This window comes from Aliihoeflea sp. 40Bstr573 (genome assembly GCF_024105655.1).
Lineage (GTDB): Bacteria > Pseudomonadota > Alphaproteobacteria > Rhizobiales > Rhizobiaceae > Aliihoeflea.
In genome coordinates, this window is the sequence record NZ_JAAAMH010000015.1 from 1 (window position 1) to 20,441 (window position 20,441).

General features: G+C 62.1%; 17 protein-coding genes and 1 pseudogene. 8 read left to right on the plus strand and 10 right to left on the minus strand.

The window, feature by feature from the left end; all coding sequences use genetic code 11:
* The first annotated feature begins 121 nt into the window (after window positions 1-121).
* Window positions 122-916, plus strand: coding sequence for a nucleoid-associated protein (locus tag GTK01_RS15990; protein WP_371924373.1), 795 nt, complete (start codon window positions 122-124; stop codon window positions 914-916).
* Window positions 906-2,111 carry a hypothetical protein gene (locus tag GTK01_RS15995; RefSeq protein ID WP_252927816.1) on the plus strand — a complete coding sequence of 402 codons (1,206 nt, stop codon included), beginning with the start codon at window positions 906-908 and terminating at the stop codon, window positions 2,109-2,111. The genes GTK01_RS15990 and GTK01_RS15995 overlap by 11 nt, the downstream gene beginning before the upstream one ends.
* Window positions 2,112-2,553: 442 nt before the next feature.
* Here the strand turns inward: GTK01_RS15995 and GTK01_RS16000 are convergent, their stop codons facing one another.
* Window positions 2,554-3,441, minus strand: a complete 888-nt coding sequence (locus tag GTK01_RS16000; protein ID WP_371924368.1) for an IS110 family transposase — start codon at window positions 3,439-3,441, stop codon at window positions 2,554-2,556.
* Window positions 3,442-4,162: 721 nt separating this feature from the next.
* Here GTK01_RS16000 and GTK01_RS16005 point away from each other — a divergent pair.
* The 4 genes from GTK01_RS16005 to GTK01_RS16020 all read left to right on the plus strand — a co-directional run bounded on the left by GTK01_RS16005 (window position 4,163) and on the right by GTK01_RS16020 (window position 8,952).
* The gene (locus tag GTK01_RS16005; protein WP_252927820.1) at window positions 4,163-5,338 is read left to right on the plus strand and encodes a tyrosine-type recombinase/integrase; all 1,176 of its coding nucleotides are present in this window, start codon (window positions 4,163-4,165) and stop codon (window positions 5,336-5,338) included.
* A 308-nt stretch (window positions 5,339-5,646) separates the two neighbouring features.
* Window positions 5,647-6,843 carry a site-specific integrase gene (locus tag GTK01_RS16010; RefSeq protein WP_256483909.1) on the plus strand — a complete coding sequence of 399 codons (1,197 nt, stop codon included), beginning with the start codon at window positions 5,647-5,649 and terminating at the stop codon, window positions 6,841-6,843.
* 210 nt (window positions 6,844-7,053) lie between these two features.
* On the plus strand, window positions 7,054-7,254 hold the full coding sequence (locus GTK01_RS16015) for an AlpA family transcriptional regulator (RefSeq protein WP_252927824.1): 201 nt from the start codon (window positions 7,054-7,056) through the stop codon (window positions 7,252-7,254).
* Window positions 7,255-7,359: 105 nt separating this feature from the next.
* Window positions 7,360-8,952: a tyrosine-type recombinase/integrase gene (locus GTK01_RS16020; RefSeq protein ID WP_252927826.1), complete on the plus strand. Its 1,593-nt coding sequence runs from the start codon at window positions 7,360-7,362 to the stop codon at window positions 8,950-8,952.
* Window positions 8,953-9,063: 111 nt separating this feature from the next.
* Here the strand turns inward: GTK01_RS16020 and GTK01_RS16025 are convergent, their stop codons facing one another.
* The 6 genes and pseudogenes from GTK01_RS16025 to blh form a co-directional block, all read right to left on the minus strand.
* Window positions 9,064-10,947, minus strand: coding sequence for a heavy metal translocating P-type ATPase (locus GTK01_RS16025; protein ID WP_252927827.1), 1,884 nt, complete (start codon window positions 10,945-10,947; stop codon window positions 9,064-9,066).
* Between the two features lie 90 nt (window positions 10,948-11,037).
* Window positions 11,038-12,756, minus strand: coding sequence for a SulP family inorganic anion transporter (locus GTK01_RS16030; protein ID WP_252927829.1), 1,719 nt, complete (start codon window positions 12,754-12,756; stop codon window positions 11,038-11,040).
* Window positions 12,757-12,784: 28 nt separating this feature from the next.
* Window positions 12,785-13,216, minus strand: coding sequence for a DUF6691 family protein (locus tag GTK01_RS16035; protein ID WP_252927830.1), 432 nt, complete (start codon window positions 13,214-13,216; stop codon window positions 12,785-12,787).
* A 4-nt stretch (window positions 13,217-13,220) separates the two neighbouring features.
* A complete protein-coding gene (locus GTK01_RS16040; protein ID WP_252927833.1) occupies window positions 13,221-13,649 on the minus strand; it encodes a YeeE/YedE family protein in 429 nt (142 codons plus the stop codon).
* The gene (locus GTK01_RS16045) at window positions 13,646-13,996 is read right to left on the minus strand and encodes a metalloregulator ArsR/SmtB family transcription factor (RefSeq protein ID WP_371924369.1); all 351 of its coding nucleotides are present in this window, start codon (window positions 13,994-13,996) and stop codon (window positions 13,646-13,648) included. Before GTK01_RS16045 ends, GTK01_RS16040 begins: the two co-directional genes overlap by 4 nt.
* Window positions 13,987-15,330 (minus strand): annotated as a pseudogene (gene blh, locus GTK01_RS16050) (bifunctional sulfur transferase/dioxygenase Blh). The gene GTK01_RS16045 and the pseudogene blh overlap by 10 nt, the downstream one beginning before the upstream one ends.
* A gap of 131 nt (window positions 15,331-15,461) precedes the next feature.
* Between blh and GTK01_RS16055 the strand changes: the two are divergent.
* The gene (locus GTK01_RS16055) at window positions 15,462-16,718 is read left to right on the plus strand and encodes an MFS transporter (RefSeq protein WP_252927834.1); all 1,257 of its coding nucleotides are present in this window, start codon (window positions 15,462-15,464) and stop codon (window positions 16,716-16,718) included.
* 147 nt (window positions 16,719-16,865) lie between these two features.
* Here the strand turns inward: GTK01_RS16055 and GTK01_RS16060 are convergent, their stop codons facing one another.
* On the minus strand, window positions 16,866-17,603 hold the full coding sequence (locus tag GTK01_RS16060; RefSeq protein WP_252927836.1) for a L,D-transpeptidase: 738 nt from the start codon (window positions 17,601-17,603) through the stop codon (window positions 16,866-16,868).
* A 109-nt stretch (window positions 17,604-17,712) separates the two neighbouring features.
* On the opposite strand from GTK01_RS16060, the gene GTK01_RS16065 reads away from it, so the two are divergent.
* Complete coding sequence (locus GTK01_RS16065) at window positions 17,713-18,390, plus strand: DsbA family protein (protein WP_252927838.1); 678 nt, start codon at window positions 17,713-17,715, stop codon at window positions 18,388-18,390.
* Window positions 18,391-18,395: 5 nt separating this feature from the next.
* Here GTK01_RS16065 and GTK01_RS16070 read toward each other — a convergent pair whose 3' ends face one another.
* A complete protein-coding gene (locus GTK01_RS16070) occupies window positions 18,396-19,748 on the minus strand; it encodes a sensor histidine kinase (protein WP_252927840.1) in 1,353 nt (450 codons plus the stop codon).
* Window positions 19,745-20,410, minus strand: a complete 666-nt coding sequence (locus GTK01_RS16075; RefSeq protein WP_252927842.1) for a response regulator — start codon at window positions 20,408-20,410, stop codon at window positions 19,745-19,747. The genes GTK01_RS16070 and GTK01_RS16075 overlap by 4 nt, the downstream gene beginning before the upstream one ends.
* Window positions 20,411-20,441 lie beyond the last annotated feature (31 nt).

Here is a 20,441-nt window from a genome sequence, read left to right on the forward strand (position 1 = left end):
GGTCTTCATCCCAGCCTTCGCCGCGCGGACGGCCCTGCAAACCCAACCAGCGATGCCGCCCGCGCTGGCAACAAGACCGTCAATGCACTAACATTCCAGCCGGACCCGTCAGTGGGGGCTGATCAACCTCACGCAGGCGGCTTCTTTCGAAGATACGACGATTGCGTTGATGAACACCTTGGCCAAGGAAGCCCAGGGGCGCGCCGCCTCCGAAGGTGGGCACGTGTTCTTCGCTCATTTCCAACGCGACGACCGGCAATACATCCTTGTCGCCATCGTCAACGACAAGATCAGCGCTGCGTTGACCGATGCAGCCGACCTCCAGGACGTCAAGCACCTCGATGTCGACGGTTACCGTTTCGCCGGCCGGGTAAGCCTTGAGGGTTGGGCAAACAACGAGGAGCGATACGTCAGCTTCTTGAAGGGCAAAGGCAATGTCTCGGAATACTTCATGGCCTTTCTGGGTTGCGACACGACGGCTGCCAGCCGGGTCGACACTTCCAACCTGGTCAAGGCGATCAAGGATTTCGTCGACAGAAGGCCCTTCCAACCGGCAGAACGAGCTGAGTTCATGACCCGTGCGAACGATATATGCGCCAGGGACTCGAAGGCCGATAAACCAATCAACTTTGCGACTTTGGCGAATGAGTTGTATCCCGATGACCCGGAAGCCCTCATCGAAGTGTTGGCCGATCCCGATCGGGGCCTGAGCGACGGGTTCGTCGCCGATCGCAGGGCTTTGCGCGGTCTGGTGTCCTTTAAGCGTAAGACGTCGAATTGGACGGTTGAGTTCGAACGCGAGGCGCTGAATTCTGACAAGGTCAGGTATGATCCTGAGGCGAACAGTATCATCCTTTTCGATGTGCCCGACGACCTCCGTGACGACCTACTGGCAGAGAGAGCCGATGGCGAATGACACCATCACCTGGGCGGACCTTCTGGAGATATACCAGAACTGCGTGTGGGTGGATGACCATATTGCAAATCTGTCCATCGTCAGTGGCGGCATCGTTGATACGCTAAAGCTCGTCGAGACTTCTGACCGCGCCTATCACGAGGCCGACATCGCCTTGCAGGACGATCAGGCACAGCTCACGGTCGGTTCCGGCGTCGAAGTGCGTATCGGTTCACCCCACCGCAGCCTAGGCCTATTGGTCAAGGATTGGGACGCGTTGCTCGCCTCCTCGTTCTCCAGAATGCGGGAGCCGTCGGCTTTTTTCATCCGCTCCGACAAAACCCACAATGCCACCCTGCCTCTCACCGAGATGCTCCTCCAATATCGGTCGACCATGAAGCTAGTGAAGCTGCTCTCGGAATCCGCGCTGTTCGCCGATCAGCAGCAGGCCAAGCTCGTGTATTTCGCTGGCGCTCGCATCGAAGTGCCGGTAAAGTTTACCGCGAACGAACTGCGCTCCATAGATTCCGCTCAGGTCGACCTCCTCGCGAAGGCTCTTGAAGGTGAAGTCCATTCAGAACAGCGCCTCGGTATCTTGGCGGACGCAGTGTTGGAGCTTGTCTCCGGTCAGAGCGCTGCCGGCCGCTTTCAATATCTCATGCAAAACGTCGACGAACTCGTCCGTCGGGTTAACAATGGGTACCGCCTGTTCGCATCGAGCTTCTCGTACTCGAAAATCCGCAGCGAGCTTGAAAAGACCCAATCTGAATATGTATCCAGGATTCACAAGACGTTCAGCGACATCCAAGGCCAGCTTCTGGTTCTGCCCGTTGCGTCCGTCGTCGTCGCCACGCAACTGAAAGCGCCGACCGTTTGCGGCCCCGAGCTTTTGGCCAACGTTGCCGTAGTCTGCGGTGCCTGTCTCTTCGCCGCCTTGCTGATTGCATCCTGCATTAATCAATGGATGACGCTCAACGCGATATCGAGAGAGATCAAAGGCCAGAGGACTAGGCTCAACGCCGAGTTCAGCGAGATCAAAGACCTCTTCACCGGCAGCTTCGATGCTCTCGACGGCCGAATCCTGTGGCACAGGTGGGTAATGTCCATCATCGTCGGCCTGTGCGTAGTCGGTGCCGGGTTCACAGTAAGGTCCTATGTAGTGCTCACGAATGTGGATGCATGGTCGTGCCTGGTCGGGTACGGGTCCACATCGTAGTGCATGGCCAGCGCCAAACAAGGCGAACGGTTGCCGCCTATGGAGACCGTTTGAAACAGATGCTCCCAGGAGAACGTCGCCTACTCTTTGCGACATGCGAATGGCTGGGATGGGGTCGTGTATGGACGGCTCTCCGTTAGCAAGGGATTCTTTGAGCCTTTTGCATCTGCTGGGTGGTGCGGCCATGTATCCGACCTGTAGGTGCGGCTTTTCATGTGCCGCTGGCCATAATGCCATTCGCGCGTCTCAGGTCCCGATCGTCAGCTCGCACTCGAAGTGCACGGCCCCAGTGGGTTTTCCTGATCCGGCGGTTTCAACCGGCTTTGTGCATTAGCTCCTGTCCGCCCTTTCCAACCTCGTCGGCGATCGCTCGCCTTGTCTCGTTCTATGCGATGGCCGGCTCCCTGTAGCGCTCGCCGTCCGTCATCAATGTCCAGACCATTCAGGCGGTCTTGTTGGCGAGCGCAACGGCTGCCACCTTGGTGGTTCGTCGCGCCATAAGCTGCACGAGCCAGGGTCGCCTGGTCCCGTTCCGCTCGGCATAGCGGATGACCGCCATGGCTCCGACCACGAGCAGCTGTCGCAGGTAGCGATTGCCGGCCTTGGAGATACTGCCGCGTCTCTCCTTGCCACCGCTCGAATTCTGTTTGGGAACGAGCCCGATCCAGGCCGATAGGCATCGCCCCGACCTGAAGGCGTGCGGATCGGCGACGGTCGCGACGAACGCACTCGCCAACGGCGGGCCGACGCCCGGGCTTTCCATCAGCCTGCGACCCAGCTCGGTCTCTCGCGCACTCGCCCGGACCCGGCGATCGTTTTCGAGGATCTGTTGCTTCACGACCCGAAGCTGTGCCTCCAGCATCCGCGGGCAAAACCGTGCGTCAGCAGGTATCCTGGCGTCGTTCTCGTCGTTGACGACCACGAGCAGTTGTTCAATTCCATTCCGCCCGATCGGCGCCACGACACCGAACTCGGACAGGTGGGACCGAAGCGCGTTCGATATCTGAGTGCGCTGACGGTTCAGCATCAACCGGACTCGGTGCAGCATCATCACACTTTGCTGCTCTGGCGACTTAACCGGCACAAAGCGCATGGTGGGTCGGGTCACGGCCTCACAGATCGCCTCTGCGTCGGCTGCATCATTCTTCTGTCGCTTCAGATAGGGCTTTACGTACTGTGCCGGCAGCAGCCGCACATCATGACCGCGTGCGATCAGCTCGCGAGCCCAATAATGCGAAGAGCTGCAGGCCTCGATCCCCACCAGGCATCGCGGCAGGCTCTCGAAGAAGGCGATACAGCAGGGAGGGAGGAGAGCCGTCCACCGCATCATGAGCTGCCTAGGCAAACATTCCCGGCCGTTTCCCCGCAAAGGAAAACAGCCTAACCACTGGCCGGGTTTTACACCGGCGCGACAAACCAAAATGGCGCCGCTTCGTGGCCTACTTTCTCACCGCCCTGCACAGGCGGTGCAACTCGGGGCTGATCTGGCTTAAATGTCCAAAATTTGCTGACAAGTGCCCCCCAGCTCTTGGAATTTGCATTCAGTATCCGGCTACTAATCCACTTTCTTATCAGTCAATGCAACGCTTAGTCATTTACCAAGGTGATGGATAATCTGTAGGAGCTTGTGTCTTCAATCGGAACTGCAACAAGTCGCGCCTTTTCCAATGCGTCGACTTCTTCGGTTGTCTGTTACCCCGCCGATCCCCTCGACGAGGCGCGCCGCTATCGCTCGATCACCTTGAACGGCTTCCACCCGGTAGTTGATCGCTTTGCCCCTGCCGAGCGGATCTTGCACGGCATCGAAATCAGGGGAGCGGACGCAAGAGCCGCCCAGCGCCGCAAATGGACAATGCACAGCACACCATCGCGCCCGACGAGCAGATCATCACGCTCGACCGGGCATGCTCGATGTTCTTTGCCGACGCGATCAAGCCGGCTTCGTTGCGCGCCGAGGCCAAGCGTGGCAATTTGGCCGTGTCCTCCGTCGGCCGCACGCACTTCACAACGGCCTGCGCCATCCGCCAGATGATCGCCCGCAAGAGTGAGCTATGCCTCGTCCCCGCAAGCCCGCCCGACTCTACCTCCACCCCACCGAGCGAGTCTGGCTCATCCGAGACGGAGAGGACACGCTACGCGCAGGCTGCGGCGAGCATGATCGCGGAGGGGCTGAAAAAGCGCTCGCCGCGCACGTCGGCGCCAAGTTCACCGTCCGAAAGCGGGAAAGTGATCCCGCTCGGCTCTCCGTCGCGGAAGTCCTGATCGCCTATGGCTCGGAACGCGCGCCCAACGTCGGAGCACCTGCCACGATCGGCCATGCCATTTCGGCCCTGCTGCCGTTCTGGTCTGGCAAGACGCTGGTCGACGTGCGCCTCGACGCCTGCACCCGCTATGGCGAGCACCGCCGCAAGAAGATCTGGCGCGGCAAGCCGATCGGCGACGGCACCATCCGGCGCGAGCTCGGCGTGCTGGCCGCTGCCATCAACTACTGGCATGAGGCGCACGGCCCGCTTACCAGCGTTCCCGTTGTATCCATGCCCGGCGTCCCTGCCAGCCGCACGCGCTGGCTCACTCGCTCGGAAGCGGCCTTGCTGCTTGCCGCCGCGCTCGGCTTCTATCGTGAGGCGTGGAGCGACGTGGCGACGCGCAAGGTGCATGTGCGCTGGCGACGCAACCGGAAGGCCATCAGCCGCCACCTTGCCCGTTTCATCCTGCTTGGCCTTGCCACGGGATCCCGGCGCGGCGCGCTGCTCGACGTGCAGTGGATGGCGAACACGACTGGCGGCTGGATCGACGTCGATCGCGGCGTCATGCACCGGCGCGCCGAAGGGGCAGGGGAGAGCAAGAAGCGGCGCCCGCCCGTGCGGCTCGGCAAGAAGATCATCGCCCACCTGCGCCGCTGGCGGCAGATGGACCGGATCTCGCGCGCCGCGATTCGGGCGCAGGCCGCTATCCCTGACGACGCGCCGACCTTCCTGCACGTCGTTCACTATAGAGGCGTCGCCATTGCATCGGTGCATGACGCCTGGGACAACGCGCGCCAGTTCTCCTATCTCGACGGCGCCGTCACGCCGCACGTCCTGCGCCACACGCGGGCAACATGGCTCATGCAGCACGGCATCGATCCGTGGCAGGCTTCCGGTTCGCTCGGAATGTCCCGCAAGACGCTCGAGAACGTCTACGGCCACCATCACCCCGACTGGCAAAAGGAAGCTGCCGAAGTCTGATTCGGCGCTTTCCTCGCATATCTGTGCGCCGGCGCGTGTCGGCCGCCCCAGCGTTTGCGCGGTTTGTTTCTGTGCGGTTTCTGTGCGGAGTAATGAAAAAGGGCTTGGCGCGATCCGATGGAAAGACAGCCAAGCCCTTGATTTTCTGGCGGAGAGGATGGCCGCCATAGTGAGGTCTCAAGGCATATCAAAAAGCTTTGAAAACGCTCTAGTTCCTTTGAAATTGCGTGCCTTTGTCCTATCGGTCAATTGCTATCAGCACTAATTGGTGGCACAGTCATTGGTGGGTTTTATGCGGGGTTGAAAAGATGCCTGTGCGGGCTACGGAGTTCACTGCGCTTGAAGTGAAGCGAGCGATGCGTCCCGGCCTCCATGCAGTCGGGGGCGTACCGGGACTGTGTCTGCAGATCGCACCGTCTGGAGCGAAGTCATGGATTCTTCGCGTCCTCGTCAATGGGCGGCGACGGGAAATCGGTGTCGGTGGCTATCCAGACGTGATGCTTGCCGAAGCCAGGGAGCGAGCACGATCGATCCGAACGCAAATTCGAGATGGCGTCGACCCGGTCGCAGATCGTCGAGCCCGTCGCGCGGCCCAGCGCGCCAAAGTCAATGCGGTCACGTTTGAGCAAGCTGCTCGCGAATGGCACCAGAGCAAACAAAGCGAGTACCGCAATCCAAAGCACGCGGCGCAGGTTCTCAGCACAATCGAAACGTATGCTGTGCCGGTGATTGGCACCATACCCGTCGTGCAGATCGGACTGAAAGAAGTCTTGGCTGTCCTACAGCCGATATGGACGGACAAGACCGAGACTGCCTCTCGGCTTCGCGGGCGTATCGAGAGTGTGCTCGCCTGGGCCACCGTGTCCGGCCACCGATCCGGCGACAACCCCGCGCGTTGGAAAGGCAACCTCGACGCGGTGCTTGCGCAGCCTGGCAAGATCGCCCGGGTCAAGCATCATGCAGCCCTGCCGATCGAACAACTTCCCGCATTCTTCGCCCGCTTGCGCCAGCAGTCGGGCATGGCAGCGCGAGCGCTGGAGTTCCTGGTTCTAACGGCGGCGCGATCTGGCGAAGTTCGAGGTGCCAAATGGATGGAGCTGGATAGTGATGCGGGCGTATGGACCGTGCCCGCAGAACGCATGAAGGCTGGGCGTGAGCATCGGGTGCCGCTGTCCTCGCAGGCTCGACATCTCCTCGAACTGCTGCCCGAGTTCGAGGGTAGCGACTTCGTTTTCAGTGCGCCGCGCGGCGGCATGCTCTCTGACATGTCCATCTCGGCGGTAATGCGCCGGATGGATGCTGGAGCTGTGCCGCATGGGTTCCGTTCGACATTTCGGGACTGGGCTGCGGAGCACACCGAATACGCTGGCGAGATTGCAGAGATGGCGCTCGCTCACACGATATCCAACAAGGTCGAGGCAGCCTACCGCCGCGGTGATCTTCTGGCCAAGCGCCGCCAGATGATGAACGACTGGGCGGAGTATTGCCTGTCGCTCAATCGATAGATTTCCACAGCTCTTCGTTTTGATGGCATTGAGCTAACCTGGCAGATGATGTTGTATCACCCTGTGCATTTCGCACCGACGCGGCCCTATAGTCGCGGTTGACATAGCCGCGACCCAATAGGTCGCGTCCCATAAACTCACCCTACGCGCAGGACGTGCGGAAAGGTCAGTGAGCAGCCAAGCTGCTCGCGGATTTTCCGGAGACACGTCGTGCCGCAATCCAGCTCCCAGAAAACCTACCTGTCAGTCCGCCACGTCGCGGAACGCTTTGACGTGTCAGTCAACACGATCTGGCGCTGGACAGCAAGCAGTCCGACGTTCCCGCAGCCGATCAAGTTTGGTGCCGGTTGCACGCGCTGGAAGCTGGCAGATCTGGAAGCATTCGAAGCTCACCAGGCGACGTCGTCGTGACGGCCTGGATACAGTACCGCGTGCCTGTGAGTCCTCACTGATCATCCAACCGGATGAGAGGTGAAGACCGCCTCTCATCAGTCTCCGCATGAGAGAGATAGATTAATGTCAAATACCGGCAAGAAGCGGCCAGACGGCCGCGCTATTCGCGTCACCAAGACCTATACGGTTGAGGAACTCGCAGCCGCCACCAATAAGACCCAAAGTACGATATACGACTGGGTGAGCCGGGAGCTTCCCACCATCGACACGCGCAAGCCGCTGATGTTTCGTGGCAGCGAAGTAAAAGCCTGGCTGGAACAGCGCTGGGGTGGCCGTCGACACAAGCTCGCGCTCGGAGAGTCGTATTGTATGGGGTGCAAGAAGGCACGCCAGCCGCTGCCGCAGACTGTGCGTTTCGAAGCTCGGCCGAACGGTTCGATGAATGCCAAGGCTCCGTGCCCTGTGTGCAGCTCGCCGATGAACAAGGCTCTGAAGGCCTCGGATGTCGCTGCCTTCCAGAACGCGCTCGCCAGCCATGTGCAGGAACAACAGCGATTCGATGAATCGGATACTTCCCCCGTTATCCCGGAAAAGACCGCGATGAACGGTGGTCGTGCAGTTCCGGTCGGTCGCTCTGGCAAAGACCGGGGCTTCAATCCCATCAACGAGCGCCTCAAGCATGAGTTTCTTCAATATAATCGCGAGGCAGACGGTTTTGCTCCCGCGAGCGTTCGCACGCAGGAACTGGACCTCGACCGCTATGAGGCGTTCATTGAAAACCGGACCTTCGGCTCACTGACGAAGGACGAGGCAATCGCTTTCAAGAAGCATTTGCGCGAGGGAAAACTCTCGGTTCCTGTCGTCAAGGCGACCCTGAAAACTACCAAGGCCTTCTATTTCTGGCTCCGCAAGACCAAGCGGCTTGGCCAGCGGGCGTTCATGGCTATCGACTACCTCACCTTGGACGCCAAGGAAGCGCGCAAAGCCATCACGATCGAAAAGTTCGGGAAGTATCCGACGTTCGATGAGATCGACCAGGCCATCATGGCGATGCCTGCGAAGGATCTGAAAGACAGGCGCAACCGTGCGATGCTGCTCGTGCTGGCCACGACGGCCATTCGGTTGAGTGCCCTCCGGACGCTCCGTATCAAGCATCTCGACCTTGAGAACGGCTGTCTTCACCAGCTCAGCAGGGAGGTGGAAACGAAGTTCAGCAAGAGTTTCGTCTCGATCATCCTGCCGATCAAGCCGCACTGGCTGGAATTGCTCGCCGATTACAAGGCAGAGCTTCTTCAGGCCGGCTATTGTGACGAGGATCCGCTGTTTCCGAAGACTTCTTTTGTCAAGCAAGGAGGCTTCAACAATCGCGCAATGACGAAGGAGTTTCTCCGGGATGGGCAGATGATCGAAAAGATTTTCGGAGCGGCATTCACCAATGTCGGTCTGAAAAAATTTACCCCGCACTCGGTGAGAGACACCCACTTTGAGCTGGCGAACGGTCGCAACACTCCCTTCGAGTTTGCAAGGGCATTGAGTGCCAATCTGGGGCACGCTTCGCTCAAGGTTTCGGCGACGAGTTATGGCCACCAGTCGCTTGAGCAGAAGCGCGACATCCTCATTCGCCGGTGCTCGGAAACCGATGCGTCCAGCGGCAAGGACGCCATGTTCGCTGAGTTCGAAGAAGTGCTCAAGAAATACAGAGAAAAGAGCTCCTAGGGAGACCTCGAGGGCTCGCGGCGCCAACGATTGCCTCTTGGACCGCGTTAGCGGCCCGGGAGGTTTTGTTTCAGCGACTGCGCGCGCCCGCAGGTGTCCGCTGTCTATGACTTACATGCAAGATGCGCTGGTACCTCTACACATCTGCTTTGGCGCGGCAGGTCGGATTCGAAGCGCACGCAGCGCGTTAAGGATGACGGCGACGTCGATGGCTTCCTGGATCAATGCACCCTGAACGGGCGTGAGGTAGCCGAAGGCGGCGGCCACCATACCCATGACGGATAGGCCGATGCCGGCGACGACGCTTTCGAGTGCGATCCGCCGTGCTCCGTGCGCGATCTCGACGCCTGGCCCGAGCCTGTCCACTCTGTCGACGAGCAGGACGACATCGGCGGCTTCCGCGGACGCCGCTGCCCCGCGTGCCCCCATGGCCACGCCGATGTCGGCGGCTGCCAGCGCAGGAGCGTCATTCACACCGTCGCCGACCATCATCACCGGGCCGTGCTTGCGCTCCGCGAGGACCAAAAGAACCTTCTGATCGGGCGTGAGGCCGGCGCGTATGCCGTCCAGCCCGAGGCCGGCGGTCACGCGTTCCGCAACCTCATGGCGATCTCCGGTAGCCAGGAGAATGCGGTCAACCCCCTGTCGACGCAGTCCCGACAGCATGTCATGTGTGCCATCGCGCAATGGATCGGCCATGACCATGTGGCCTGCGAGCTTGCCGTCGATCCCGACCGCTACCAGCACCGAACCCGTCGACAGCGCCGGATGGTCGACCGCTGGGGCATCGACTTGTCCCACCACGAAGCCGTGTCCGCCCACGATCACACGTCGGCCCTCGACGATGCCGGTCAACCCTTCTCCAGGCGTCTCCCTGACCTCTTGGGGGACGGGCAGCGTCAATCCGCGCTGCTGCGCTTCGGCAACGATTGCCTGCGCCACGGGATGTTTTGTCGCCTGGTCTAGAGCGGCCGCAAGCCGCAGCAACTCATCTGCCTCGATGTCGATTTGGGTGCTGATCGAAACGATCCGCGGTCTGCCATCGGTCAGCGTGCCGGTCTTGTCGAGGATGAGCGTGCGCGCGCGTGCCATCGCCTCGAGCGGCCCGGCCCCCTTGATGAGCACACCATAGTGCGCAGCGCGGGACAGCCCTGCCACCAGCGCCACGGGCACCGCCAGGATCAATGGACATGGCGTTGCCACCACCAGCACCGCAACCGCCCGAATGGGATCGCTCGTGAACCACCAGGCAGCAAAGGCGATCGCCACGGTCACGAGTAGGAAGCCCAGTGACCAGCGATCCGCAAGGCGAGACATGGGAGCCTTGGAGGATTGGGCCTGTTCGACCAGGCGCACAATGCCTGCATAGGTGCTGTCGCGCGCCTCCTTGGTGGCAACGAGATCGAAGGCATCGCCCGCATTGGTCGAGCCGCTCATCGCCGCTGCGCCAGCGGCGAGCTTGACCGGCAGGGATTCGCCGGTGAGTGCGGAGGTGTCGAGGAACGCCGATACAGATGCGATCGTGCCATCCACTGGAACGATATCGCCCTGTCGGACCAGAAGCCGGTCTCCGGGCGCGATCTGATCGAGCGGCACGTCTTCGAGATGGCCATCCCGATGCCGTGTCGCAGTGCGCGGTACTCGCGAAAGCAGGTCCCGCATTTCCCGTCGCGCGCGGCCCTCGGCAAAGCTTTCGAGGAATGTGCCGCCGGAATACATGACCGCGACAACCGCGGCGGCCAGCGTCTCGCCGAACAGGAGCGCCGCGGTCATCGAGAGCGCCGCGACGATATCCAGCCCGACCTCGCCGCGCGCGAGACTTCGCAGAATCTCGACCAGCAGTGCAGCCAGCACCGGTATGACCCCGATCACCCAGGTAGTCGCAGCAAGATCCGGCCTATCCATCACGTAGGCCAGGCCGAGACCTGCCAGAAGGCCTGCCACTGCCGCCGCCAGCAGCACAATTTTCAGCGTGTCGCCCGCGGAATGTTCCATGCGCAGCTCACTCCAAGGCCGCGTGTTCGATCGTGTTACGCCCCGTGTGGGGGCCGTAGCAGCGGCGCTCCGCGGTTCAAGCTCTGTATTCTATACCGTACTCAACTCCAGACTCTTCACCGCCTCGTATTGGCTAAGGAAGACGTGACCCGTCAGTTCGGTGAGGAAGTAAGTGCGCTTCAGGCGGTCCATGACCGGGCCCTTCACCTCCGAAAGGTTTAGCGTGATGCCGGCATCCTTCAGGCGGTGGTTGATCTCCTCGAGGCTTTCGAGCGCGGAGGCGTCGATCATGTTGACGGCCGAGCACATCAGGATGACGTGCTTCAGTTGAGGACGCTCGGCGACGAGGGCGGAGATGCGATCTTCGAGGTAGCGGGTATTGGCGAAATAGAGGCTCTCGTCCACGCGCAGCGACAGGATCTGCGGCGAGGTCTCGACCTGATGGCGCTCGACGTTGCGGAAGTGCTCGGTGCCTGGCACCTGGCCGACGACGGCCATGTGCGGGCGCGAGGTGCGGTGAAGGTGGAGGAGCAGAGACAGCACGACACCCATGACGACACCTATCTCGACGCCGAGGAAGAGCGTGCCGAGGATCGTCGCGGCCATGGCCGAGAAATCGACCTTGGAATAGGTCCAGACACGCCGGATGACGGCAACATTCACCAATGACAAGACGGCGACGATGATGGTCGCAGCGAGCGTTGCCTGCGGAAGGTTGGCGAGAAGCGGGGTCAGGAACAACGTGGCCAGCGCGATGCCAATGGCTGTGTAGATACCTGCCGCCGGCGTCTCGGCCCCGGCATCGAAGTTGACGACCGAACGAGCGAAGCCGCCGGTGACCGGATAGCCTGACGAGACCGCCGAGGCGATGTTGGCCGCGCCGAGCCCGATCAGTTCCTGGTCCGGCACGATGCGCTGGCGGCGCTTGGCGGCGAGCGTCTGCGCGACCGAAACGGATTCCACGAAACCGATCAGCGAGATCAAAAGCGCGGGGACGGCGAGCGTGCGGATGAGTTCGAAATCGAAGACGGGCAAGGCCGGTACGGGCAGCCCCTGCGGAATGGCACCGACGAGGGCGACGCCTTCTTCGCCGAGATTTAGCATCGTGGCAGCAAGGATCGTCGCGGCGACGGCGGCGACGGGGCCGGCCTTGGTGGCGATGTCGGCCATGCGCGGCGACAGGCCGACCGCGACGAGCATGCGCTTGAGACGCAGCCGCACGAAGTAGAGGAATGCGAGCACCGATGCGCCGACAATCAGGGTCGGCAAATTGACGGAGCCGATGTTCTCGACGAGGCCCATGACGATCTGCGGCAATGTGTGCCCGGTGGCCGCAATGCCGAGCAGATATTTGAGCTGGCCGGCCGCGATCAGCACGCCCGAGGCCGTGATGAAGCCGGAAATAACGGGGTGGCTGAGGAAGTTCGCGACGAAACCGAGCCGGAAAAGGCCCATGGCGATCAGCATCGCGCCCGACAGGAGGGCCAGCAGCGTGGCGGCGGCCAGATAGGCCGGAGTGCCCTGAGCCGCAATCTCGCCGACCGCCGAAGCGGTCATCAGCGAGACGACCGCGACGGGACCGACGGCGAGCGTACGGCTGGTACCGAACACGGCATAGGCGACCAGCGGAAGGATCGACGCGTAAAGCCCGATCTCGGCCGGCAGGCCCGCCAGCATCGCATAGGCAAGCGATTGCGGAATCAGCATGATGGTGACGATGAGCGCCGCGACCATGTCGTTGGTCAGGGTCGCGCGGGAATAGCGCCGACCCCATTGAAGGATCGGCAGGTAATCTGCCAGCCGGTTCATTGTCGTGGTCTTTCGATCGTTGCCCGCGTCAGGCGAGGCGTGGTGCCGGGGTTCGGTCGGCCAGCAGCCTCGCGGCCCACATGCCGAGGATCATAGCGGGGATGAAGGCGAGTGTGCCGGTAGCGCCCAAGCCGAGGGCTGTCAGCGCCGGTCCGGGGCAGAAGCCGCCAAGCCCCCAGCCGATGCCGAAGATCGCGGGGCCGGCGACGATCCTGGCGTCGACGTCGCTGCGCGTCGGCAGGTGGAACTGGCTTCCAATAATCGGCTCGCCGCGCGCAAGCACCAGACGATAGCCGATGAACGTCACGACCACCGCGCCGCCCATGACGAAGGCAAGCGACGGGTCCCATGTGCCGAACAGGTCGAGGAAGTTCAGCACCTTCGCCGGGTCCGACATGCCGGAGACGACGAGGCCTGCGCCGAAGAGGAGGCCAAGCGCCAGATTGACGAGGAAGGACATGGTCTCAGGCTCCGATAACGTGGCGGACGAGGAAGACGGTGATGAAGGCCGTCGCCATGAAGATAGCCGTGGCGACGAAGGAACGCGTCGACAGCCGCGACAGGCCGCACACGCCATGTCCCGACGTGCAACCATTGCCCCAGACCGAGCCGAAGCCGACGAGGAGGCCAGCGACGATCATCAGGGGGATGTTCGAGGAAACCGTCTGGCTGATCTCGATGCCGCCGATCGCGATCATGGCGAGCGGTGCGGCGACGAGCCCGACGACGAAGCCGAAGCGCGACAGGAACGCCCCGTCGCGATAGGGCGGCAGCAGGCGGCCGGCGATGCCGGAAATACCTGCGATGCGACCTTCCCACAGCATAAGGAGTACGGCCGACAGGCCGATCATCATGCCGCCGATGAGCGAGGCGATGGGGGTGAATTCGGTCATGGGTTCGATCCTTTGGTCGGCGTTGCGCAGAACATGGCGTGCATCATCGAGATGAACTCGGAGACACGGCCGTCTTCGAGCCGGTAGAACATGTGCTTGGATTCCTTGCGGCCGACGATGAAGCCGGCCTCGCGCAGTTCGGCGATCTGCTGCGACAGGCCCGGCTGGCGGATGCCGAGCGTGTCTTCGAGGTCGCGCACTGAGCGTTCGCCGTCGACGAGCGCGCAGACGATCATCAGCCGCGAGGGATGCGCGAGCTTCTTCAAAAACTCCGCCGCCTCGCCGGCATTTTCGACCATCTCGGCGGTTTCCTGCGAGAGTTCGCGGGTCATGACGGTCAGTCCCATGCCGCACCCTCCAGCACGTCGAGGGGGAATTTGAGATAGCGCTTGCCGTTGGCCTCGGGCGCGGGCAGGCGACCGCCATTCATGTTGACCTGCAGCGCGTGCAGGATGAGCTTGGGCATCGGCAAGGTCGCGTCGCGCTTCTCGCGGACGGTGACGAACTCGTCCTTCGAGCGGCACTTCGACATGTGCGTGTTCGCCGCCTTCTGTTCGGCGACGGTCGACTCCCACCGCGGCTCGCGCCCGTCCGGCTGATAGTCATGGCCGACGAAGATGCGCGTTTCGTCCGGCAGGGCGAGGATCTGCTGGATCGAATCCCAAAGGCGCGAGGCGCTGCCGCCGGGAAAGTCGGCCCGCGCGGTGCCTGAATCCGGCATGAACAGCGTGTCGTGAACGAAGGCAGCGTCACCGATCACATAGGTGATCGAGGCGAGCGTATGGCCGGGGGAGAACAACACCTTGGCGTCGATCTCACCGACCCTGAACGTCTCGCCTTCGGCAAAGAGCTTGTCCCACTGTGAGCCGTCGGCGGGGAAATCGGGCCAGTTGTAGAAGCCCATCCAGAGCTTCTGGACCTCGACCACCTTCTCGCCGATGGCAGTCGGTGCTCCGGTCTTTTCCTTCAAATAGCGCGCGGCGGAGAGATGATCGGCGTGGGGATGGGTATCGAGAATCCACTCTACCGTCAGGCCTTCGCTCTCGATGTAGTCGAGGATCGCATCGGCGTTGATCGTCGCCGTCGCCCCTGACTTCTCGTCGAAATCAAGCACCGGGTCGACGATCGCGCACTTGTTCGTGGCGGGATCGGAGACGACGTACTGCACCGAAAAGGTACGCTTGTCGAAGAAGGCCTTCACGTCGGGTCTGTTGCTCATCATGACACTCGGTCCGAAATTTGCGTGTTGCGACTTCGTTTATCGATTATTGGCGTCAAGCCATTTGACCGCGCCCGAAAGGTCGACGCCGAGACGCTGTCCAAGCGGCATGACGTCGTCCTTTGCCATCCGGCCGTCGAGCACTTCGCCGATCGCGTACAGCGTCGCAGAGCGCGTTCCGGTCTTGCAATGGGCTAGGACAGGGCCATCGGCCCGGGCAAGCGCGGCCTGGAAGTCGGTCACGTGACCCAGTGTGATCTGGCCCGGAACGACGGGAACATGCGTGTAGCCGAGCCCTTCGGTTTGCGCGATGCGGCGGTTCTCCGACGATGTGGGCTGGCTTGGCTCTTCGCCGTCCGGGCGGTTGTTGACGATGGCCGCGATGCCGCTTGCCTTGGCGGCATGGATGTCGGCGGCGGTCAGTTGCGGGGCGATGAAAAGCTTGTCGGAAACCTGTTTCATTCGTCTCTCCTGGGGGAAGCGGCCGAGCCGCCCGTTTGATGAACTGCATATAAAAACGATTGCAAAAAAACGCAATAGATAATACGAGTTTTTATGCATACATGTCAGCACGAGCACGCAGGACCTGCAGCATGATCGAACCGCAAATCGGGATCGTCGCAAATCGCAACCAATTTGCGCATCAGCTCTTGCAGGTGCTGCTTGTGGGCCTGACGCTCGGCATGGTTCGAACCGTGGTTCCGGCGTTGGCCGAGAGCGAGTTTGACGTCGCGCGCGGTTCGATCCTGCTTTTGTCGTCGTTCGTGGTTGCCTTTGGCCTCGTGAAAGGCGTTTTGAACTTTGTCGCTGGCCGCCTGTCGGAGCGGGTCGGTCGCAAGCCCGTGCTGCTCGCCGGTTGGGTCGCCGCGTTTCCAGTTCCCTTTCTCATCTATTTCGCGCCGAACTGGTCCTGGATTGTCGCCGCGACCGTTCTTCTCGGCGTCAATCAAGGTCTTTGCTGGTCGATGAGCCAGACAGCAAAGCTCGACTTTACTCGGCCTGACCAGCGCGGCCTTACTCTTGGTCTCAACGAATTCGCCGGCTATGCAGGTGTGGCCGCCGCAGGTATCGTCACCGCTTATCTGACCCAAGGCCTTGGAATGCGCACCGGCCTTCTGGTCTTTGGCATTGCTGTCATCGCCGCCGGCACTTTACTGACCGTGTTTGGTGTCCGTGAGACGCTGCAGTTCATCCGTCCGTCCGCTGATCGGAGTCGGAGTCCGGGACAGGACGAGCCGCTGCCTGGCACCTGGGAAGTGTTCGCACTGATGTCCTGGCGGGACCGCCGCATGGCGGCGTTGTCGCAAGCGGGCCTGGTAGAAAAATTCGTCGATGCGCTTGTTTGGGTTGTTCTGCCCGTCCACCTTTTTGCAAAGGGCATCCCGCTGCCGCAGATCGGATGGATCGCGGGCACCTATGGCGTCGTCTGGGGTCTTGCCCAACTCCTGACGGGGCCGCTCTCCGACCGGATCGGCCGGCATCTCCTCAATGTCGGAGGCATGTGGGTCTGCGCCTTCGGAACATCTCTTATGGTGTTGCTCGAAGGGTTTGCGGGGTGGACCGCTTCTGCTGCCCTCACCGGGTTCGGCATGGCGATGCTCTATCCGAACCTGTCGGCCGCCGTCGCCGATATCGCCGAACCGACATGGCGGGGCTCGGCGATCGGGATCTACCGCTTCTGGCGCGATCTGGGGTATGCGGTCGGCGCGCTGGGATTTGGCCTTGCGGCAAGCCTTGCAGGCACGCTCGATGCGGCGTTCTGGTTCGTCGCAGGCTCCATGCTCGCATCTGGAGCGATGCTGGCACTGTGGGGTGGGGAATCGCATCCGGGTTTTGCTGCCCATCGCTGACAGCTGCAGTTCACTTCGGATCCTTGACTTAAGGTGCCCGCGTAGCGCCGGCGCGCCATGCGAGCAGCTCGTCCGCCACATACGAGTCGCGTCCCAATTATGCAACCGGTCGCAAAACGGGACCGTCACCAGAATTTTGGTACCGCCTTAGACCAGCAGGTGCGACATTGTCGGGTCAGGGATCACTACCAAGGGACTTCCGTCGCGCACCGTGTCGTAGAGGTGGGCGACATCTTGATTGACCAGTCGAATACATCCCGACGAGACGGCATTGCCGATTGAGGATGCTTCGGGTGTTCCGTGGAGCCGATAGAGCGTGTCGCGTCCGCCTTCGTGAATGTAGAGCGCTCGCGCGCCGAGCGGGTTATCGAGACCAGGTCCCATGCCACCATTCGCGATTGAATAGGGTTCGAGCTCCGGCTGGCGGGCAACCATGGTGTCGGGCGGCGTCCAGCGCGGCCATTTGCGCTTGTAGGCAACTATCGCCCGGCCAGCCCAGGCAAATCCGTCGCGGCCAACGCCGATACCGTAGCGTGCCGCGCGTCCGCCTGGCAGCACATGGTAGAGATACTTGCCGGGGGTATCCACGATGAGCGTGCCCGCGGGTTCGTCTGTCGGATAATTAATTTCCTGACGCCAGAACCGCGGATCGAGCTTCGTCGTGTCGACTGCCGGAATGGGAAACTCCTCGTTCAGCATGGCGGCATACATCAAGGGCGTGGGAGGCGGCGGCGGTGGTGGCGCGGCAACGAGTGCAGACTCGGGTGCTGTCGGCAGCGCCGTTGTGCAGCCGCCCAGGAAAAGCGCGCCCGCGCCGACGAGGAATGTGCGCCTTGGAACGCCAACTCGCTTCAGCAAAGGTGAACAGTCGACACGGAATCTCATGCTGGCCTCGATGTTTCTTGATTTTCGAAGCCGTGAGGCCTGCGTCAGCTTAAGCCTGCCTTAAGGGCCATCGTCAGGCTGCGGCACATCGACAACAGGCAGGACAATCATGGACCAACGACGCAACCACGCATGGACAGCACCACTTCTCGACCGCCCGGCATCCCGCCGCCAGTTCCTTCTCGGCATGGGTGCTGCGGGACTTCTCCTGGGCCTCGGCACCCTTCGCGACCGAGCGTTCGCGCAGGATCTCGATCTAGAAATGGTGCTGAACGATCCGGCTTCGCCTTTGGGCGGCAACCCGAAGGGCTCGCTCAACATCGTCACCTTTTTCGACTACAATTGCCCCTTCTGCCGCCAAGCCAGTAAGCCGCTGGGTGACGTCGTGCGGGCCGATGGAGATATTCGGCTCGTCTACAAGGAGTGGCCCATCCTGACGGATGCATCGCGAGACGGCGCTGTGCTCGCTCTGGCGGCGCATCGGCAGGGAAAGTATGAGACTGCGCACGCCGCGCTGATGGCACAGGAGGGGCGCGCCGACCCGGCTGCGATGCGGAGCGTGCTCGAAGCAACCGACATCGACATGACGCGGCTAGACGCCGACCGCGCGGCGCATTCAAAAGAAATCAATGCACATCTCGACCGTAACCTGGCGATTGCCGAGGCGCTCGGTCTGCGGGGAACACCGGCTTACCTCGTCGGGCCGTACCTCGTCGCATCGGCGCTCGACACGGCCGGCTTCGAACAGGTGATCAAGGATGCGCGGGCGCGCGGAAAGGACGGCTGAGCGGCTTAGCCCTTCTGAAAGTGGAGGGTGGCGCGGAAGCCGCCACGCTTTTCGTTCGCCAGCGTTAAGTGTCCGCCGACGCGCCTCATGATCGTATCCACAATCGCAAGGCCAAGGCCAGAACCGACCCCGTCGCGACTTGCACCGCGCCAGAAGCGCTCGCGGGCGTGCGCCAGATCATCGTCACTCATACCGGGTCCCGCATCGATGACCTCGAAGCGGGATTCCTGACTGGATGACGCAATGACGATCCGCACCCTCCCGCCGGCCGGCGAGTGAAGAACAGCGTTCTCGACGATGTTTCGAAGTGCCGTCGTCGCGAGTGCCCGGTCGCAGGAAACGGTCCGGGCATGAGCGCCCTCCAAATCGATGGTCACGCCACGGCGCGCAGCAAGGCTTTCCACCGACTGTACGCTATCGCGGACGATTGCCCCGGGATCGGCGGGCGAAATCGTCTCCCGCTCCTCATTCGCGTCGACGGCCGCCAGATCAAGCAGTTGTCGGACCAGCCGCGACGAGCGGTCGACCCCTCCTGCAATCTGTTCGAGGGCGTGTCGGCGGATCTCCGGATCATCCGATGCCAGCGCGATCTGCGCCTGTGTCTTCAGGCCGGCGAGCGGCGTCTTCAGCTCGTGGGCGGCGAAGGCCGTGAAACTCTTCTCCCGCTCCCGAGCACCCGCGACGCGGCCGAATAGACCATTGATAGCATCCAGGGCAGGCCGCAGCTCACCAGGCGCATCGGGTAGATCAACCGGCCGCAGATCGGCGGCGTGTCGCTGGCCCAGGAGACCTGCCATGCGGTCGAGCGGACGCATGCCGCGCTGAACCGACAGCCAGGTCAGGAGGCCTGCGATCGGCAGGACAACCGTCATGGGCAGCAGTGTGCCGGTCATGACATCATTCACCAGCGACTGGCGAACCTGCAGGTTGTCGCCGACCATAACCTGAACACCACGGTCGGAGTTCAGGACCGTGTAGACGCGCCAGGTCTCGCCTTTGATTGTCGTCTGCGAAAAGCCATCATCATTTGATGCCAGGCGTTCACGGGGTGCGGCTTCAGATCGGCCAACAAGCGTTCCAGCCAAGGACCATATCTGGCAGGAGAGCTGATGGCTGTAGGGCTCGTCGGTCATCGTCTCGACTTCGAGCCCTTCAATCGCGCCCGCTGCCGTTGCGATTTCGATCCGATGATCGGTGATCAGGGAATCCACCATGCGCGCGGCTTCGCGCAGCCGGGCATCCAACACCTGCTCGACACGCGCCTGGGTGCTCCAGTAAATCCACGCCGCCGCGGACAGCCAAACGGCCCCGGTCGTGAGCAGAAGGATCAGCAGCAGTCTGGTGCGCATCGACTTCATGGCTGCTCTGCGCCCACACGATAGCCGATGCCGCGCACGGTCTGGATGACGCCCGCGCCGAGCTTTGCCCTGAGATTGTGGATGTGGACCTCGACCGCATTGCTCTCCACCCCTTCCTGCCAGCCGTAGATCGTCTCCTCCAGCGTTGTCCTAGCAATGACTGCGCCGGGGCGTTCCAAGAGCAGGCGCAAAATGGTGAACTCACGTCGTGTGAGAGAGACGGGCTTGTCGTCGCGCGTGACTGACAGCATTGCGGGATCGAGAACGACATCCTGCCAGGACAAGGTCGCACACGCCCGGCCAGAGCTACGCCGCTGGATCGCGCGCAGGCGGGCGGCCAGTTCGTCGAGATCGAAGGGCTTGCCGAGGTAATCGTCGGCACCCGCGTCGAGCCCGGCAATTCGCTCGCCGACCCGGTCCCGCGCAGTGAGCAGCAGGATCGGCGTTGTGTCGCGCTCGCGTCGTCGTTGTGCCAGCAGGTCGATGCCGGACCCGTCGGGCAGCATGATGTCGAGGACGACCGCCTCGTAGTCGCTCGCGCGCAGGGCTGCATCGGCATCAGCACAAGTCGAAACCGCATCAGGACTGAAGCCGGCGAGCTTCAGTCCGACCGTCAGGCCGTCCAGCAGGATGGGATCGTCCTCGACGATGAGAATGCGCATCGCTTGCGGCGGCTCCTTCCGATTGCAGGGA